This window comes from Microbacterium ginsengisoli (assembly GCF_000956535.1).
Classification (GTDB): Bacteria; Actinomycetota; Actinomycetes; order Actinomycetales; family Microbacteriaceae; genus Microbacterium; species Microbacterium ginsengisoli.
In genome coordinates, this window is the sequence record NZ_JYIY01000075.1 from 1 (window position 1) to 17,043 (window position 17,043).

Consider the following 17,043-nt stretch of genomic DNA (forward strand, 5'->3'; position numbering starts at 1 on the left):
CCGCAGATGAGGCCGAGCTCGCCGTCGCCGCGGCGGTCGTCGCCGCGGTGGCCGCGCAGACGGCGTCCGACGTGGCCGCGCGGGAGGCGTCCGAGCGCTGCGCCGACGCGCTCGGCGGTTCCCCGTTCGCCGACGCCGACGCCGTGCGTGCGGCGGTCCGCGACGCGGTCCAGCGCGACCGCCTCGATGCGCGGGTGCGGGGGCACGAGGCATCCGTCGCCACCGTCACCGCGCGTCGGGCGGAACTCGAGGCGCTCGGGCTCCCCGAGGAGCCGGTCGACGTCGCGGCCGCGCAGGAGGCACTGCGGGTCGCGCGCGATGCCGTGCGGTCCGCGACCGACGCCCTCTCCCGGCACGATCAGGCCGCTGCCGCCCTCAGTGACCTGCGCGACCGGGCCGCCGCCGTCGACGAGGGCCGCGCCGAGCTCGAGCGGACGCATCAGATTGTCGCCCGCCTCGCCGACACCCTCGCGGGTCGTGCCCCGAACGACTACCGCATGCCGCTCGAGACCTACGTACTCGCCGCCGAGCTCGAGGAGATCGTGACTGCCGCCAACGTGCGGCTCGACGAGATGTCGAGCGGGCGGTACCGCCTGCAGCACACCGATGCGCGTGCCTCACGCGGGGCGCAGAGCGGTCTCGGGCTCGAGATCGTCGACGCGTTCACCGCGGTCGCGCGCCCCGCGCACTCGCTGTCCGGCGGGGAGACCTTTCTGGCCTCGCTCGCCCTCGCGCTCGGGCTCGCCGAGGTCGTGACGGCGCGGGCCGGCGGCATCCGTCTCGACACGCTCTTCATCGACGAAGGATTCGGCTCGCTCGATGCCGAGACCCTCGACCTCGCGATGCGCACCCTCGACGAGCTGCGCAGCGGCGGACGCACGGTCGGCGTCATCAGCCACGTCGAGGCGATGAAGGAGCAGATCCCCGCCCAGCTCGTCGTCGAGGCGACCGGCCGGGGGCCCAGCATCATCCGGCAGTCGGACTGATCAGCCGGCGGGGCCGGGTGAGTGCCGGCTCCGCAGGGCACCGCTCAGCCCGACGCGGGCGCGCGGCGCCCCGGCCATGCGGCTGTGCCGACCCACGGCGCTCGCGCAGCCCGATGCCGCCCATGCGGCTGTGCAGGCCTGCCGCCGATCGCGCGGAAACAGGCGAACGCGCGAGAACAGGCGACATCCTCGCGATTGGTCCTGCGTCCGCGTGTGTTCCTGTTTTCCGTACCTGCCCGGCACGGCCCGGTGCCGGTGCCCGCCGTGCGCTCCCGCCCGCGCGGAAACAGGCGAACGCGCGAGGACAGGCGACATCCTCGCGATTCGTCCTGCGTCCGCCAGGTCTCCTGCGCTCGGCACCTGCTTGGCACGACCCCGCGGCGGTGCCCGGCGCGACCCCGCACCGGAGCCCCGACCCCGCAGCCCGCTTCGCGCGACCCCGTGGCGGTACGCGGCCCGCGCAAGCCTCGGCACACGGCCCGGCGGGGCCCGCCCTCAGGCCCCGTAGAGCCCGGCGAGGTGGGTGTAGAGCTGGGCGCTGCAGTGGGCGACGGTCTCGTCCCACAGCTGGGTGGCGCCGTCCTGCGCGCTGTCGGAGATCGCCTTGAACACGCGGATCGGCACCGCGTACTCGTGCGCGACCCAGATGTAGGCGAACGTCTCCATGTCGACCAGCTGCGCGCCGAGCTCGCGGATCGCGACCACGGCGTCGGCGTCGTCGATGAACCGGTCGCCGGTGGCGATGACGACACCCGGATGCCCCGTCTCGACGGTCGACGGAAGCGAGACGTGCTGCCCCACGATGCCGTCGAGGTCGGTCACGTCGTGCTGCAGCGCGGCGGAGATCTCGTGCACACCGGCGGCGAGGCCGGCGTCGAGCTGCCCCGCGGTGCCGACGACGACGATCTCGTCGACCTCGCCGCGCTCGAGGGCCCGGGTCAACTCGACCGCGGCCTTGAGCTTGCCGGGTCCGGTGACCAGGCGCGAGAAGCCGGGCAGCTCCAGCGGGAACCCGACGAGCTCGGAGTTCAGGGCGGCGACCAGCAGGCGCATGTCAGTTGTCTCCCGGGGCGGTGGTGTCGAGGGCGGCATCGAGTTCGGCGATCCAGGCGCGGGCGTTGCCGTCGCTCGGCGCCCGCCAGTCGCCGCGCGGCGACAGTGATCCGGCGGGCGACACCTTCGGGCCGTTGGGGATGGCCGTGCGCTTGAACTGCGCGAACCCGAAGTAGCGCGACAGGAACACGCGCAGCCACCGGACGATCTCGGCCCGGTCGTAGCTCGGCCGCTCGCCCTCGGGGAACCCGGCGGGCCAGGAGCCGGCTGCGGCATCCGCCCAGGCGCGCTCGGCGAGGAACGCGATCTTCGAGGGCCGCAGCCCGTGGCGCAGCACGTGGAACAGGGCGAAGTCGTGCAGGGCGTACGGCCCGATGGTGTCCTCGGTGGACTGCACGTTGCCGTCGGCATCGGCCGGCACGAGCTCGGGGCTGATCTCGGTGTCGAGCACCGACTGCAGCACAGCGGCGGTCGCGGCATCCACCCCTTCGCCCTCGGCGATGACCCAGCGGATGAGGTGCTGGATGAGCGTCTTCGGCACGCCGGCGTTGACGGCGTAGTGGCTCATCTGGTCGCCGACGCCGTACGTCGCCCAGCCGAGGCCGAGCTCGGACAGGTCGGAGGTGCCGATGACGATGCCGCCGTGACGGTTCGCGAGGCGGAAGAGCACGTCGGTGCGGGCGCCCGCCTGCACGTTCTCGAACGTCACGTCGTAGACGGGCTCGCCGCTCGCGTAGGGGTGCCCGATCGCGCCGAGGAGGTCGTGGGCGACCGGGGTGATGTCGATCGTCTCGACCGTCGCACCGATCGCCTTGGCGAGCGCGACGGCGTTCGAGCGGGTGTGGTCGCTGGTCGCGAACCCCGGCAGCGTGTAGGCGAGGATGTCGCTGCGCGGCCGCCCGGCGCGGTCCATGGCCCGTGCGACGACGAGCAGTGCATGCGTCGAGTCGAGGCCGCCGGAGACACCGATCACCGGCTTCGGGTGGCCGATGGCGGCGAGGCGCTGCTCGAGACCGGCGACCTGGATGTGGAAGGCCTCGTAGCAGTCCTGCGCGAGACGGGCCGGATCCGCGGGCACGAACGGGAACCGCGCGACATCCCGTCGCAGGCCCACATCGCTCAGGGGCGGGTCGAGCCGCCACGGCACGACCACCGGGGCGCCGGGCACGAGTGCGGCGCGGTTGTCGTCGAACGTTCCCTGTCGCTGGCGGTCCTGGCGGATGCGGTCGAGGTCGACGTCGACGATGCTCGCGCGCGCCCCCTCGGGGAAGCGCTCGGTGCGCGCCAGCACGGTGCCGAGCTCGGCGATGAGGGTCTGCCCGTCCCACGCGACGTCGTTGGTCGATTCGCCCATGCCGGCGGCGGCATATGCGTACGCCGCCAGGCCGCGGAGCGACTGCGAGCGCACGAGCAGCTCGCGGTCGTCGGCGCGCGCGATGGTGATGGGGCTGCCCGACAGGTTCAGCAGCACGGTCGCGCCCTGCAGGGCGGCCGTCGACGACGGGGGCACGGGCACCCACAGGTCCTCGCAGATCTCGGCGTGCACGACGAGGCCGGGCACATCGGATGCCGCGAAGTGCAGCTGCGTGCCGAACGGCACCGTTCCGAGCGGCCCGAGGTCGGCGACATCCGTGTCGGCGTCGGCTCCGGAGGCGTACCAGCGCCGCTCGTAGAACTCCCGGTAGGTCGGCAGCGAGGTCTTCGGCACGACGCCGAGCACACGCCCGCGGTGGATGGCGACCGCGCAGTTGTAGAGGCGGCTGCCGATCCGCAGCGGCGCGCCGACGAACAGCAGCGGCAGCAGATCGGCGGATGCCGCGGCCACCGCGTCGATCGCATCGATCACGGCGTCGAGCAGCGGGTCCTGCAGCACGAGGTCGTCGATCGCGTATCCGCTGAGACCGAGCTCGGGGAAGACGGCGACGGCGACGGCGTCGTCGTGCAGCCGACGGGCCTCCGCGATCGTCGCCGCGGCGTTGCGCGCGGGGTCGGCGATCGCGAGCGGAAGGGTCACCGCGGCGACACGGGCGAACCCGTGGCGATAGGCGCTCGCGAACGGCAGGGCGGTGGTCACGCGTCCAGTCTGGCACTGCGGGCCGTCGGCCCGCGCGCCGGCGACGGGGCACGGCGGCCACGGCGGCGCAGCGGCGGTGTCGGCGGCGGCCGTTAGGGTCGAGCGGGAGAGGACGTCCCATGCGCTACATCGAGGCCGCAGGCCCACAGCCCGCCCGCATCGTGTGGAGCGCGAGCGACCTCAAGGCCGCCGCCGAGTGCGAATTCGCCTGGCTGCGCGCCATCGACGCGAAGCTCGGCCGCGTGCCCGCGGTCGACGAGCCCGACGACCCCACCCTCGAGCGCGCCGGCCGCCTCGGCACGCAGCACGAGCTGCGCGTGCTCGAGCGCTACCGCGAGACGCATCCGGGAACCGTCGTCGAGATCCCCGAGACGCGCTCGGCCGATGCGACGGCGATGGATGCCGCGGTCACCGCGACCGTGCGGGCGCTCGGCGACCCGGCGGCATCCGTCGTCTACCAGGCCGCGTTCGCGACCGGCGAGTTCGTCGGGTTCGCCGACTTCCTGCTGCGCGGCGACGACGGGCGCTGGATCGTGCAGGACACCAAGCTCGCCCGCCACGCCCGTGTCACCGCGCTCATGCAGCTCGCCGCCTACGTCGACCAGCTCGACCGGCTGGGCATCGCCCGCGCCGACGAGGTCGAGCTGCTGCTCGGCGACGGCACGACGAGTGTGCACCGGGTCGCCGACCTGATGCCCGTGTTCACGCTGCGGCGGGAGCGCCTGCGCGCCCTGATCGCCGACCGTGACCTCGCCGCCGGGGCGTCCGGCACGCCGATCGCCTGGGGAGACGACCGCGGCGCCCTGCACGTCGTGGCGTGCGGCCGGTGCGCGACGTGCGACCTCGAGGTGGTCGGCCAACGCGACCTGCTGCTCGTCGCCGGCATGCGCCCGGTGCAGCGCGAGCGGATGCGCGCCGGGGGTGTCGACACGATCGACGCGCTGGCCGCGGCATCCGCCCCGCCCGAGGGGCTCGGCGCCGAGGTGTGGGAATCGCTGCGCACGCAGGCGCGGCTGCAGCTGGCGAGCGAGCAGCAGCAGACGGATGGCGCGTCCCGCCCGCCCGCGCCCGCCTACGAGGTGGTGTCGGCGGCCGCGCTCGGTGCGCTGCCGCGGCCCGATCACGGCGACCTGTTCTTCGACTTCGAGGGCGACCCGCTCTACACCGAGCACGCCGGCGGTGCGAACGTGTGGGGCATCGACTACCTGTTCGGGTGGGTCGACACCCGCGAGCAGTACAGCGCCCTGTGGGCGCACACCTTCGCCGACGAGAAGCGCGCGCTCGAGCAGTTCGTCGATCTGATCGAGCTGCGCCGGCGCACCCATTCGGGCCTGCACATCTACCACTACGCGCCGTACGAGCCGACGCATCTGCTGCAGATGGCCGCGCGGCACGGCACCCGCGAGGCCGAGGTTGATCGGCTGCTGCGCGAGGGTGTGTTCGTCGATCTCTACCCGATCGTGCGGCGGGCGCTGCGGGTGGGGTCCCGCTCCTACTCGATCAAGAAGCTCGAGCCGCTCTACATGGGCGACGACCTGCGCACGAGCGACGTGCAGCGCGGCGACGACTCGATCGTGCGCTACGTCGAGGCGCGGGCGGCCGCAGACGACGGCGACGACGCGGCCGCGGCGGCGATCCTCGACGACCTGGCCGAGTACAACCGCGACGACTGCGTCTCCACTCTGCGGCTGCGCGACTGGCTGGTCGCCCGCGCGCGCGACGCCGGGCTCTATCCCGCCCGCGATGTCACCCCCGAGGAGACGCCCTACGAGCCGTCGCCGACATCGGTCGCCCTCAGCCGACGGGCGACGGATGCCGCGGCCCTCACGTCGCCCGACGACCCCGACGTGCGTGCGCTGGCGCTCGCCGCGGCCGCCATCGACTACTACCCGCGCGAGGCGAAGACGTTCTGGGCGGGTCACTTCCTGCGGCTGCGCGAGCCGGTGTCGCTCTGGGAGCAGACCCGTGACGTGGTGGTCGTCGACGCGGCCCGCAGTCGGGTCGTGACCGACTGGCACCGCGGCGACGGGCAGCGGGTCGACCGCCGCATCATCGAGCTGCACGGCGACGTCGCGCCCGGCACCCGGCTGAGCGAGGGCTCCGATCCGTTCGCGCTCTACCCCATGCCTGCGCCCTACCCGATCGCCCAGCCGTCGCCGCGGTGGATCCACGCCGGCCGCACCGTTCAGGTGCTCGAGGTGCTCGACGACGGCGCGGTGATCGCCGAGTTCGCCGTCGACGGCGAGACGTGGGACACGCTGCCGATCGCGCTGACTCCGCCGCGGCCCCCGCAGGCCGCCGGGCAGCAGACCGCGATCGACGCATGGGCCGAGGGGCTGCTCGACGCCGCCCCCGGGTTCCCCGACGACCCCGCGACCGATCTGCTGCGCCGCCGTCCGCCGCGTCTGCGCGGGCGTCAGCTCACCTCGAGCCCGCACGGGCGCGCGGCGGGCGAGCTGGCGGCGACGATCGCGGCATCCGTCGCCGACCTCGACCGCAGCTACCTGGCCGTGCAGGGTCCTCCGGGCACCGGCAAGACCTACATCGGTGCCCGGGTGATCGCGAGCCTCGTGCGCGACCGCGGGTTCCGGGTCGGTGTGGTCGCGCAGTCCCATGCCGTCGTCGAGCACATGCTCGAAGGGGTCATCGCCGCCGGGGTGCCCGCCGTGCAGGTGGCGAAGGCGCCGAAGGATCCGGCATCGACCGGTCACGCGTTCACGGCGATCCGCAAGAACGGGATGGCCGGGTTCATCGCCGACCAGTCGGGCGGGTTCGTCGTCGGCGGCACCGCCTGGGACTTCGCGAACACCAACCGCGTTGCGCGCGGCGGGCTCGACCTGCTCGTGATCGACGAGGCGGGGCAGTTCTCCCTCGCCTCGACCATCGCCGTCTCGCTCGCCGCCCCGCGTCTGCTGCTGCTCGGCGACCCGCAGCAGCTGCCGCAGGTCAGTCAGGGAACGCATCCCGAGCCGGTCGACACGTCCGCGCTCGGGTGGGTGATGGCGGATGCCGCGGTGCTCCCGCCGACCCACGGCTACTTCCTCTCGCGCACCTGGCGCATGCATCCGCGTGTCGCCGCCCCGGTCTCGACCCTGTCCTACGACGGTGCGCTCGCCTCCGCCCCCGACGCCGGGCTCCGCTCGCTCGCCGGCATCGAGCCGGGCCTGCATCCGCTGCCCCTCGCCCACGAGGGTAACGCCGTGCAGTCGCCCGAAGAGGCCGCCGAGGTCGTGCGACTCGCCCGCGACCTGGTGGGTCGCACGTACACCGACCCGGGCGATCCCGACGCCGCGGGCGGACGGGCGCTCGCGGCATCCGATCTGATCGTGGTCACCCCGTACAACGCGCAGCAGGTGCTCGTCGAGGAGGCGCTCGCCGGCGCCGGTCTCGCCGACGTGCGGGTGGGCACGGTGGACCGCTTTCAGGGGCAGGAGGCGGCGGTCGCGATCGTGAGCCTCGCCGCGTCGTCCGGGCGGGCGGCGCCGCGCGGACTCGAGTTCCTGCTGCTGCAGAACCGGCTCAACGTCGCGGTCTCGCGGGCGAAGGTCGCAGCCTACGTGATCTATTCGCCCGCTCTGCTCGACGACCTGCCGTACACCCCGGCCGGCGTCGCGCGCCTGAGCGCGTTCGCTCGGCTCGTCGGCGTCGCCTGACCCCAGGCCCGCGGCGCGCTCGACGACGCCGGCCGCGTCGCGGCACCCCTCGCGCACGCCCACGGGCAGGTGCCGCGACGCCGAGCGACGTGCCGCCGTGAGGATCTCGTCAGGATGCCCCGAACAGGTCATGTCGGTCGGCTACCATCGAGCGGCTTCGCCGCGCTCCACCCGCTGTCCCGAGTCGGAGCGGCGCGACCGCCCCGAGAGAGGAGCCCGCCCATGCCCTTGGTCGACAACGCCATCTACGTCGACGGTCGCCGCGCCGAGACACCCGGCACGCTCGATGAGACCTACCGGCTGCACGACGATCGCGGAGGGCTCGCCTGGATCGGGCTCTACCGTCCGAGCGCCGAAGAGGTCGCCTCGGTCGCCGCCGAGTTCGACCTGCACCCGCTCGCCGTTGAGGACGCACTCACCGGGCACCAGCGCTCGAAGATCGAACGCTACGGCGACGTCCTGTTCGTCGTGCTGCGACCCGCCCGTTACGACGACGAGCGCGAGGAGGTCGAGCTCGGCGAAGTGCACGTGTTCGTCGGCCCCGACTTCGTCATCACGATCCGTCACGCGGAATCCCCGAACCTCGCGGCGGTGCGCTCGCGACTCGAGCACCAGCCCGACCTGCTCGCGCTGGGTCCGGAGGCGATCCTCTACGCGATCCTCGACCGGGTGGTCGACGAGTACGAGCCCGTCGTCGCCGGAATCGAGAACGATCTCGACGAGATCGAGGATCAGCTCTTCGGTGACAGCGACGACGACGCCCTGTCGCGACGTATCTACGAGCTGTACGGCGAGGTGCTCAGCATCGGTCGGGCCGTGCACCCCCTCGCGGCCATGATCGACAAGCTCCAGCGCGGTTTCGAGAAGTACGACGTCGACCTCGAGCTGCGCCGCAGCCTGCGCGACGTGCTCGACCACGTCGAGAAGATCGACGCCCAGGTCGACGGCTACCGTACGCTGCTCGACAAGGCGCTCACGGTGCACTCCGCGCTCGTCGCGCGGCGACAGACCGAGGCGAACCTGGCTCAGAACGACGAGATCAAGAAGATCTCATCCTGGGCGGCGATCATCTTCGCGCCGACACTCATCGGAACGATCTACGGCATGAACTTCGAGGACATGCCCGAGCTGCACTGGCAGTACGGCTACCCGCTGGCGATCGGCGTGATGCTCGCGTTCCCCACGACGCTCTACTTCATCTTCAAGCGCAAGCACTGGCTGTGAGCGCGGTCCGTCGACGCATCGCGGGGCGACGGAGGCCGCGCGTGCCGGGCCCACACATGGGGGTCGCCGCCGGCCCGAGCGACCGCGGTCAGACGGTGCCGTAGAGGCGGTCGCCCGCGTCTCCGAGCCCGGGCACGATGTAGCCGTGCTCGTTGAGCCGCTCATCGAGCGCGCCCAGCACCAGGGTCACGTCGCGTCCCGCGACCTGCTTCTCGATCGCCGCGACGCCTTCCGGGGCGCCGAGCAGGCAGATCGCCGTGACATCCTGCGCGCCCCGCGTGAAGAGGAACTCGATCGCGGCACCCAGTGACCCGCCGGTGGCGAGCATCGGGTCGAGCACGAAGCACTGACGGTCGCTCAGATCGTCGGGGAGGCGCTCGGCGTACGTCGACGGCTCCAGCGTCTCCTCGTTGCGCACCATTCCGAGGAATCCCACCTCGGCGGTCGGCAGCAGCGTCACCATGCCCTCGAGCATGCCGAGACCGGCGCGCAGGATCGGCACCACGAGCGGGCGCGGGTCGCTGATCGCGACGCCGGTCGTGGTGGTCACGGGCGTGGAGATCTCGATGTCCTTCACCCGCACGTTGCGGGTCGCCTCGTAGGCGAGCAGCGTCACGAGCTCGGAGGTGAGCTGGCGGAAGATCGGCGACGGCGTGCGCTGGTCGCGCAGAACCGTGAGCTTGTGGGTGACGAGCGGGTGGTCGGCGACGTGCAAGCGCATGATCACAGGCTAGAGCACCGCCTACGCTGTCACCGTGACGACCCCCGCCGACCTCGCCGCCATGCGCCGGGCGCTTGCGCTCGCCGAGGTGGCGGGCACGGAGGGCGATGTTCCCGTGGGTGCGGTCGTGGTGGATGCCGCGGGCACCCCGATCGGCGAAGGGCGCAATCTGCGCGAGGCGACGGGGGATCCCACGGCGCACGCCGAGGTCGTCGCCCTGCGGCAGGCCGCGGCATCCATCGGGTCGTGGAATCTCGAGGGGTGCACGCTCGTCGTCACCCTGGAGCCCTGCCTGATGTGCGCGGGGGCGCTGCTGCAAGCGCGTGTGTCGCGGGTCGTGTTCGGCGCGTGGGACGACAAGGCGGGTGCAGCGGGGTCGATGTACGACGTGGTGCGCGACCGCCGTCTGCCCTACCGCGCAGAGGTCGTGGGCGGGGTGCTCGCCGCCGAGGCGCAGGCGCAGCTTCGGAACTTCTTCGAGGCGCGCCGACCCGACGCCCTCTGACACGGCGTGTCGGGAAAGGGTTCCGACGTTGCGCGGCGGGCGGGCCGGCGGCGGGCGCGCCGCCCGGACGCCGGGCCGCAGCGCCCGCCGCCGCGACGAGAGCCTCAGCGGGGCAGGCGGGGGAGCACCGTCGAGCCGAGGTACTCGACCTGCTCGATGTCGCGCAGGTCCATGAGCTGGAAATACACGCGCGTGGCGCCGAGGGCCTGCAGGCGCTCGACCTTCGCCACGATCTCATCCGGCCCACCGACGATGTTGGTGTCGCCGCGCACGCTGTCGAGGTCGCGGCCGATGGCCGCCGCACGGCGCTCGAGCTGCGCCTCGGTGGGGGCGGCGAGTGTCGGGAGTGCCACCGACAGCTTGAGCGTGCTCGGGTCGCGGCCGATCTCGGCGCACGCGGCGCGCACGCCCGCGAACTTCTCGGCGATGACCTGTTCGGGCTGGAACCCGATGTTGAACTCGGTCGCGAACCGCGCCGCGATCGCGGGGGTACGCTGAGGTCCGCCGCCGCCGACGATCACCGGCACTCGGCCTTGCACGGGCTTCGGCAGGGCGGGTGCGTTCTCGAGGCGGTAGTGGGCGCCGTCGAACGAGAACGATTCGGATGCCTCCCACAGCCCAGTGATCACGGCGAGCTGCTCCTCGAGCAGGTCGAAGCGGCGGGGCGGGAACGGGATGCCGTAGGCGGTGTGCTCGGCCTCGAACCAGCCCGTGCCGAGCCCGAGCTCGACCCGGCCGCCGCTCATCGCGTCGACCTGCGCGACCTGCATGGCGAGGATCGCGGGAACCCGGTAGGTCACCGAGGAGACCAGGGTGCCGAGCCGGATGCGCGAGGTCTCGCGGGCGAGGCCGGCGAGGGTCGTCCACGCGTCGGTCGGACCGGGCAGCGGGTCGCCCTCGCCCATGCGCAGGTAGTGGTCCGAGCGGAAGAACCCGTCGAACCCGAGCCGCTCACCGGCCTGGGCGAATTCGAGCTGGTCGGCGTACGACGCCCCCTGCTGGGGCTCGGTGAACAGGCAGTACTCCATGTCCCCAGTCTGCCGCTCCGGCCCGCGGTGGGCGAGAGCGGTCAGTCGGACGAGGCGACGATGACCTCGGCGGTCGGCGGTGGCGGGGTGATCTGCCGTCGAGCGGATGCCTCGGGCTCGCCGTGCGCCCGGTAGAGGTCGGGCTCGAGGTAGATGACCCGCGCGATCGGCACGGCGGCGCGGATGCGCGCCTCGATCGCGTCGATGTCGCTGGCGACGCGGGCGAGCGGCAGGTCAGCGGCGAAGCCGAGTTTCGCCGCAACCAGCAGCTCGTCGGGTCCGAGATAGAGGGTCTTGATGTGGATGAGGTGCGAGATCTCGCCGCCGCCGGTGATCGCCGCTTCGATCGCCCGCTGGTCGGCGGGGCGCGCGCCCTCGCCGACGAGCAGGCTCTTCGTCTCGATGCCGAGCACGATCGCGACCGCGATCAGCAGCAGGCCGATCAACAGGGTGCCGAGGGCGTCGAACACCGGGTTGCCGGTGAGTCCCGACAGCCCGACGCCGAACAGGGCGAACACGAGACCGGTGAGGGCCGCGACATCCTCGAGCAGCACGACGGGCAGCTCGGGCGCCTTCGCGTGCCGGATGAACCCGAACCACGATTCCCCGGCGGCGCGGTGGTGGTTCGACTCGCGGATGGCGGTGCGCAGCGAGAAGGACTCCAGACCGATGGCGAGCAGCAGCACGACGAGCGGCAGCCACAGGTTCTCGAGCTCGTGCGGATGCTGCAACTTGTCGATGCCCTCGATGACCGAGAACACCCCGCCGATCGAGAACAGGATGATCGCGACGACGAACGCGTAGACGTACCGTTCACGGCCGTAGCCGAACGGATGCTCAGCGTCGGCGCGGCGCCGGGCCTGGCGGCCGCCGAAGAGCAGCAGCAGCTGATTTCCCGAGTCGGCGAGCGAGTGGATCGCCTCGGCGAGCATCGACGCCGACCCCGAGAAGGCCCACGCGAGGAACTTGGTGAGGGCGATGCCGAGGTTCGCGAGAAGTGCCGCGATGACCGCCCTGTTGCCGCCGGATGCGCTCATGGCGTCAGTCTAGGGATGCCCCGTCCCGGGCCGGAGGCATCCCTCGCCGTTCCGGGCGCCCCGGGCCCGGTCAGTCGGCCGAGCGCAGCACGATCGTCTCGGTGGGCGGCGCAGGGTCGACGGGTCGGCCCACGTAGCCGATGTGACTGAGGAGTGCGCGCCGCACCTCGGCGGGGCGCTCGAGGTGCGGCGAGTGGCCGACGCCGGGCAGCAGCAGCTCGGTGACCTCGCCGCCGCCGGCGGCGTAGGCCTCGAGCACGTCACGGGTCTGGGAGACCATCTCCTGGGCGGGCGCGGCGTCCGCCCCGGGCCAGCCGGGGATGATGCCGAGCGCCCCGAGGTGGTTGAGGTCGAAGAACGACGCGTCGGACACGATGGCGTCGGCGTCGCCGTGCACCCACAGCACCGGGGGCTTGACGGCGAGACCGACGATGCCGGACGTGTTGAAGTAGCCCGGCGCCATGGTGTTCAGCACGCCGATGCGGCCGGCCCCGAATCCGGGCCAGTTCTCGCTCGCCACGGCATCGCCGGGGTAGTTGCCCGTGGCGGTGGAGGTCGTGAGCATCGAGGCGACCCAGGCGTCCTCGTGCTCGCTCTCGAAGCCCGGGGCGACGTATCCGGATCGGAAGACGCTGCGCGGCGACGTCTGGGCGTCGGCGCTGGTGTCGTGGTCGGTGAGGCGCTGCACGAAGTCCGGGTTCGCTCCGCCGCCGCCGGTGCCGGCGTCGTCGTCGGTCAGGCGGCTGCCGTCGCGGCGGGTGCCGCCGAAGCCGTAGGGAGAGACCGGTGCCTGCAGAGTGAGGGATGCCACGGGGTGGTCGATCGCGTACTGCATCACGACGCCGCCTCCCATCGACCAGCCGACGAGGTGGGGCGCGGCGACCCCGAGGGCCTCGAGCGTCGCATGCACGTCGTCGCTGAAGTCGCGCACCCCGCGGGTCGCGTCGATGGGCAGGCTCTCGCTCCCGCCGAACCCGCGCAGGTCGACGGCGATCACCCGCACGTCCCCGGGGAGGTCCTGCATGATCTCCTGCCAGAACAGCGCGGACGACACGTTGCCGTGCACCAGCACGACGGTGCGATCGGCGGGAGTGGTCGGGTCGTCGTCCTCGCGCAGGAGCACGTTGACCGCGAGGCGGTCGGTCGCGACGGTGCGGGCGACGATTCCGTCGAACAGATCGGGCTGGGTGGTCATCGGGCGTCCCTCCGCGGCTCAGCCGAGGCGGCACCGCCCCGACACTGCCGATGATAGTCGCGCCGTGCCGCCATGTGAATGAACTTTCAGGTCGATCATCGGTCCTGCCGCGTGAACTTTAGGATGGCGACATGGTCGACGCGCAGCTTCCCCCCATCGCCATCCTCGGAGCAGGCTCGATGGGGGGTGCGATCGCCCGCGGAGTCGCGGCATCCGGATCCTCCCGTGGCATCGTCGTCACGAACCGCTCGGCGGCGAAGGCCGCGACGCTCGACGGCATCGCGGGGCTCGCATCGATCGCCCTCGAGGCGCATCCCGACGCCAACCTCACCGCGGCCGCCGGCGCCGACATCGTGCTGATCGGCGTGAAGCCCGCGATGGTGCCAGACCTGCTCGAGGCCGTCGCCCCCGTGCTGCGCCCCGGCACGATCGTCGTGAGCCTCGCGGCGGGCGTGACTGTGGCCACGTTCGAGCGCATCCTCGGTGACGGCGTCGTGGTGCTGCGCTCGATGCCGAACACCCCGGCGACCGTCGGGCGGGCGGTGACCGGACTCGCCGCGGGCACGACGGCGGATGCCGCGCACGTCGCGCTCGTGCGACGGCTCTTCGAGACCGTGGGGGCCGTCGTCGAGGTGCCCGAGGACAAGATCGACGCACTGTCGACGATCTCGGGCTCCGGGCCCGCCTACCTCTTCCTCTTCGTCGAGGAGCTCACCAAGGCCGCGCTCGCCAAGGGATTCTCGCCCGCGGATGCGCGGCTCATGGCCGAGCAGACGGTGATCGGTGCTGCGGCGCTGCTCGCGGCGACCGGCGAGGATCCGGCCGAGCTGCGCCGCCAGGTGACGAGCCCGAAGGGCACGACCGAGCGGGCGATCGCGGTGCTGCAGGACGCCCATCTCGACGAGCTGCTCGGTCGCGCGACCGATGCGGCCCTCGCCCGTGCTCGGGAGCTCGCCGCCGGCGCCTGAGAGAGCGGATGCCGCGGCATCCGTCAACGCTCGAGCGCCGCGAACCTCTCGACGTCGCCGTTCGTGCCCGACACGATCACCAGGTCGTGCGCGGTGACGACGGTGTCGGCCTCGGCGTAGCGGAACGGCTTGCCGGGCGACTTCACGCCCACGACGGTGACGTTGAACTTCGTGCGCACGCCCGAGGCGCTCAGGGCGACTCCCCGCAGGAACTTCGGCGGGTAGAGCTTGGCGAGCACGAAGTCGTCGTCGAAGCGGATGAAGTCGAGCATGCGGCCGCTGACGAGGTGCGCGACGCGCTCGCCGGCCTCTCGCTCGGGGTAGATGACGTGGTTCGCCCCGACGCGGGCGAGGATCTTGCCGTGGGACTGGCTCACCGCCTTCGCCCAGATCTGCGGCACCTTCAGATCGACCAGGTTCGCGGTGATGAGCACGGACGCCTCGATGAGAGAACCGACGGCGACGACGGCCACCTGGAAGTCCTGCGCCCCGATCTGCCGCAGGGCGTCGATGTTGCGGGCGTCGGCCTGCACGGTGTGGGTGACCCGGTCCGACCACTTCTGCACGAGTTCCGCGCTGTCGTCGATCGCGAGCACCTCGCGGTCGAGACGGTCGAGCTCACCCGCGCATGCGGCCCCGAACCGGCCCAGCCCGATGACGAGCACCGGGGCATCGCTGCGCACCTTTTCAACCAACGATCGGCCTCTCGGTGGGGAACGTGTAGAGCTGCGAGCGCGACGACGCCGCCACGGCCGCGGCCAGTGTGACTGTACCAATGCGGCCCATGAAGATCGTGACCGCCATCACGTAGGCGGCCGGGTCGGGGAGCTCGGCAGTGAGCCCCGTCGAGAGCCCCACGGTGCCGAATGCGGAGATCACGTCGAAGAGCACATCGGCGATCGGGGCCTGCGTGATCTGCGCGATCGTGATCGTCGAGGCGGCGACGATCGTCGCGCCCCAGGCGACGACCGAGAGCGCGACCCGCTGCACGTCGCTCGGGATACGGCGGCCGAACGCGTTCACTGACGGGCGTCCGCGTGCCTCCGACCACACCGCGAGGGCGAGCACGGCGAGCGTCGTGACCTTGATGCCGCCGGCGGTCGAGGCCGAGCCGCCGCCCACGAACATCAGCATCGACCCGACCACGAGCGACGACCCGTTGAGATCCCCGATGTTCACCACGGAGAAGCCGCCGGAGCGGGTCATGGCGGAGAGGAAGAACGACTGGAAGGTGGTGTCGAAGGCGTCCATGCTGCCGAACGTCTTCGGGTTGGCGTACTCGAGCGTGAGGAAGACCACCGCGCCGGCGAGGAAGAGCACCACGGTCGTGATGAGGGTGAGCTTCGCGTGGAGCGACCATCGGCGCACGTGCCAGCGGTGCCGGGCCAGCGTGTAGATCACGGGGAAGCCGATGCTGCCGAGGAACACGCTCACCATGAGGGTCGTGAGGAAGACGTAGTCGTGTGCGAACGGGGCGAGTCCGCCCGGGTTCGGGGTGAAGCCGGTGTTCGTGAACGACATGGCCGCGTAGTAGGGCGCCTGCCACAACGCGGTGAGCGGGTCGATGCCCGCGAGCAGGATCGACGGGTAGAGCAGCACCGAGATGACCGCCTCGATCACCAGCGTCGACAGTGCGACGGTGCGCAGCAGCTGGCCCACCTCGCCCAGCCGCACGGTCTGGCCCTCGTTGACGGGGCCGGCGTGGGCTCGGAGCGGATTGGTGTCGCTCGCGGCGATGAGCTTGGCTCGCAGACCCAGGCGCTTCGAGATCACGAGCCCCATGATCGAGGCGAGAGTCAGCACACCCATCCCGCCGACGTTGACGCCGACGTAGATGATGACGTGGCCGAACGCCGACCAGTGCGCGGCCATGTCGACGGTGGCGAGCCCCGTGACGCACACTGTCGAGACGGCGGTGAACAGCGCGTCGACGAACGGGGTCGCGCGTCCGTCGGCCGCTGCGGCCGGGAGCGACAGCAGACCCGTGAACACGAGGATCAGGGCGGTGAACACCAGCACCGCGAAACGGGCGGGAGAGGCGGTCGACAGATCGCGGATGTCGCGGGCGAACCGGGCGATCCAGGTGCCGAGGGCGCGTGCGGGGCCGGGTGTGGACACCTCGCCTGCCACCGCTGCCCCTCTCGTCGCCGCGCCTGTCATGGTAGCGGCCACGAGCCCCGGCTAACCTAGGCACATGGCGGACATCTTCGGCGTGATCGCGGACGCGACCCGGCGCGACATCCTCTCGTTCCTTCTCGAGCGGTCGCGCACCGCCGAGACCGGAACGAGTGTCTCGCTGATCGTGCAGGAGCTCGGGGTGAGCCAGCCGACGGTGTCCAAGCACCTGAAGGTGTTGCGCGAGGCCGAGCTCGTCTCGGTGCGTGAAGACGGCCAGCACCGCTACTACAGCCTGTCGGCGTCACCCCTCGACGAGGTCGACGACTGGCTGCTGCCGTTCTTCGATCTGCCCGAGGGTGAGGCGTTGAGCGCCGTGCTGCCCGAGCCCGCCGCGCACGCGGCGGAGGTCGTGGGGCGCGCCGCGGCATCCGTCGGTCACGTCGTGACCACGGCGCTGAAGAAGCTCCCCGGCCGCTGAGCC

At 72.1% G+C, this 17,043-nt stretch carries 14 protein-coding genes; 6 read left to right on the forward strand and 8 right to left on the reverse strand.

Going from position 1 to position 17,043, the window contains the following annotated elements; genetic code table 11:
• On the forward strand, positions 1 to 986 hold a 986-nt coding region (locus RR49_RS08835; RefSeq protein ID WP_045247722.1), incomplete at its 5' end, for an SbcC/MukB-like Walker B domain-containing protein.
• A 495-nt stretch (positions 987 to 1,481) separates the two neighbouring features.
• Here RR49_RS08835 and RR49_RS08840 read toward each other — a convergent pair.
• Both RR49_RS08840 and RR49_RS08845 read right to left on the reverse strand, forming a co-directional pair.
• Positions 1,482 to 2,039, reverse strand: a complete 558-nt coding sequence (locus tag RR49_RS08840; protein WP_045247723.1) for a phosphorylase family protein — start codon at positions 2,037 to 2,039, stop codon at positions 1,482 to 1,484.
• Between the two features lies 1 nt (position 2,040).
• Entirely contained in the window at positions 2,041 to 4,113 is a 2,073-nt protein-coding gene (locus tag RR49_RS08845; protein ID WP_045247724.1) for an NAD(+) synthase, read from the reverse strand.
• 119 nt (positions 4,114 to 4,232) lie between these two features.
• On the opposite strand from RR49_RS08845, the gene RR49_RS08850 reads away from it, so the two are divergent.
• The gene (locus RR49_RS08850) at positions 4,233 to 7,766 is read left to right on the forward strand and encodes a TM0106 family RecB-like putative nuclease (protein WP_045247725.1); all 3,534 of its coding nucleotides are present in this window, start codon (positions 4,233 to 4,235) and stop codon (positions 7,764 to 7,766) included.
• 222 nt (positions 7,767 to 7,988) lie between these two features.
• Entirely contained in the window at positions 7,989 to 8,990 is a 1,002-nt protein-coding gene (gene corA / locus RR49_RS08855) for a magnesium/cobalt transporter CorA (RefSeq protein WP_045247726.1), read from the forward strand.
• A gap of 88 nt (positions 8,991 to 9,078) precedes the next feature.
• On the opposite strand, the gene upp is transcribed toward corA, so the two are convergent.
• The gene (upp, locus tag RR49_RS08860) at positions 9,079 to 9,711 is read right to left on the reverse strand and encodes a uracil phosphoribosyltransferase (protein WP_045247839.1); all 633 of its coding nucleotides are present in this window, start codon (positions 9,709 to 9,711) and stop codon (positions 9,079 to 9,081) included.
• A gap of 61 nt (positions 9,712 to 9,772) precedes the next feature.
• On the opposite strand from upp, the gene tadA reads away from it, so the two are divergent.
• Complete coding sequence (gene tadA / locus RR49_RS08865; RefSeq protein WP_045247840.1) at positions 9,773 to 10,216, forward strand: tRNA adenosine(34) deaminase TadA; 444 nt, start codon at positions 9,773 to 9,775, stop codon at positions 10,214 to 10,216.
• A 104-nt stretch (positions 10,217 to 10,320) separates the two neighbouring features.
• Here the strand turns inward: tadA and RR49_RS08870 are convergent, their stop codons facing one another.
• The 3 genes from RR49_RS08870 to RR49_RS08880 form a co-directional block, all read right to left on the reverse strand.
• Complete coding sequence (locus tag RR49_RS08870) at positions 10,321 to 11,244, reverse strand: LLM class F420-dependent oxidoreductase (RefSeq protein WP_045247727.1); 924 nt, start codon at positions 11,242 to 11,244, stop codon at positions 10,321 to 10,323.
• Between the two features lie 41 nt (positions 11,245 to 11,285).
• Entirely contained in the window at positions 11,286 to 12,281 is a 996-nt protein-coding gene (locus tag RR49_RS08875) for a cation diffusion facilitator family transporter (protein WP_045247728.1), read from the reverse strand.
• A 70-nt stretch (positions 12,282 to 12,351) separates the two neighbouring features.
• Positions 12,352 to 13,476, reverse strand: a complete 1,125-nt coding sequence (locus RR49_RS08880) for an alpha/beta hydrolase (RefSeq protein ID WP_045247729.1) — start codon at positions 13,474 to 13,476, stop codon at positions 12,352 to 12,354.
• Positions 13,477 to 13,607: 131 nt separating this feature from the next.
• Between RR49_RS08880 and proC the strand changes: the two genes are divergently transcribed.
• Entirely contained in the window at positions 13,608 to 14,444 is an 837-nt protein-coding gene (gene proC / locus RR49_RS08885) for a pyrroline-5-carboxylate reductase (RefSeq protein ID WP_045247730.1), read from the forward strand.
• 23 nt (positions 14,445 to 14,467) lie between these two features.
• On the opposite strand, the gene RR49_RS08890 is transcribed toward proC, so the two are convergent.
• Together RR49_RS08890 and RR49_RS08895 are read right to left on the reverse strand one after the other, a co-directional pair.
• Complete coding sequence (locus tag RR49_RS08890) at positions 14,468 to 15,139, reverse strand: potassium channel family protein (protein ID WP_045247731.1); 672 nt, start codon at positions 15,137 to 15,139, stop codon at positions 14,468 to 14,470.
• The gene (locus RR49_RS08895) at positions 15,132 to 16,523 is read right to left on the reverse strand and encodes a TrkH family potassium uptake protein (protein ID WP_045247841.1); all 1,392 of its coding nucleotides are present in this window, start codon (positions 16,521 to 16,523) and stop codon (positions 15,132 to 15,134) included. Before RR49_RS08895 ends, RR49_RS08890 begins: the two co-directional genes overlap by 8 nt.
• 115 nt (positions 16,524 to 16,638) lie before the next feature.
• Here RR49_RS08895 and RR49_RS08900 point away from each other — a divergent pair, with 115 nt between their 5' ends.
• The gene (locus RR49_RS08900; RefSeq protein WP_045247732.1) at positions 16,639 to 17,040 is read left to right on the forward strand and encodes an ArsR/SmtB family transcription factor; all 402 of its coding nucleotides are present in this window, start codon (positions 16,639 to 16,641) and stop codon (positions 17,038 to 17,040) included.
• The last annotated feature ends 3 nt before the right edge of the window (positions 17,041 to 17,043 follow it).